Raw genomic sequence first — 849 nt, 5'->3', positions numbered from 1 at the left:
CTGCGAAAGCGATGACACCATCAGCAGGGAAGCTTCGCAGTCGGCCAGGATGTAGGCAATGCTGCCGGCATTGTCAATGGCGTGCAGCGGCACAGGCACCAGCGCCAACGACAGGGCTGCCTGGTCAATGCTCACCGCATTAAGGCCGTTAGGCAAGAGGATCGCGACACTTGCATGGGCCGGCAGTTGCGTGGCCGCCAGCGCGCGTCGCCACCGCGCGACCCGCTCGCTGGCCTCAGCCCAGCAGGTGCTGCACCATTGCCCGGTGACGGCATCAAATTCACGGTAAGCCTCAGCCTCGGGGCTGTGTGCCACGCGAAAGGCCAGTAATTCCGGCAGCGTGTGCACTGCGGCAAGGTCCAGGGGGGTGATGTTCATTCAGGTTTCCTGCCAGCCGGAAAGGCGGCACTGTCATTTTTTATCACGTGCGCAGTTGCGCGTGGCGGCGTTGCATCAAGCCCGTTCAACAACAGGCCTTTTGGGCGAATGCGTATCAGCGCACCTTCAGGCGCCGGCGTTGCCTGCTTTGCGCCTGGCCTTCCAGGCGCCGAAAATAACAATCAGGCCGGGAATAAAAATCATGGCCCAGATGATTTTGTCGAGATGGGTTTTGACAAACGGAATGTTGCCGAAAAAATACCCTACCGTGATGATTCCACCGACCCACAGCGCGCCGCCCACAAGGTTGTACAACGTGAACTTGCTGCGTGTCATGTCCGATACGCCCGCGACAAAAGGGGCAAAGGTGCGAAGAAAGGGCATGAAACGCGCCGCGATGATGGTGATGCCGCCATACTGCTCGTAAAACGCGTGGGCCTGGTCAAAAGCCTTTTTGTTGAACCAGCGCGA

2 protein-coding genes are annotated in these 849 nt (G+C 59.2%); both read right to left on the bottom strand.

The annotated features are described in order from the left end of the window. Positions 1-378, bottom strand: a 378-nt coding sequence (locus tag AC1D1X_RS24640; RefSeq protein WP_477699534.1) for an AMP-binding protein, incomplete at its 3' end; no start/stop codon positions are given. Positions 379-504: 126 nt separating this feature from the next. Continuing rightward, on the bottom strand, positions 505-849 hold a 345-nt coding region (locus AC1D1X_RS24635), incomplete at its 5' end, for a VTT domain-containing protein (protein WP_477699533.1).

It is taken from the genome of Polaromonas sp. P1_G4, from assembly GCF_056405475.1.
The sequence above is the reverse complement of the archived record's forward strand: the minus strand, read 5'-3'. Positions and strand labels throughout refer to the sequence as shown.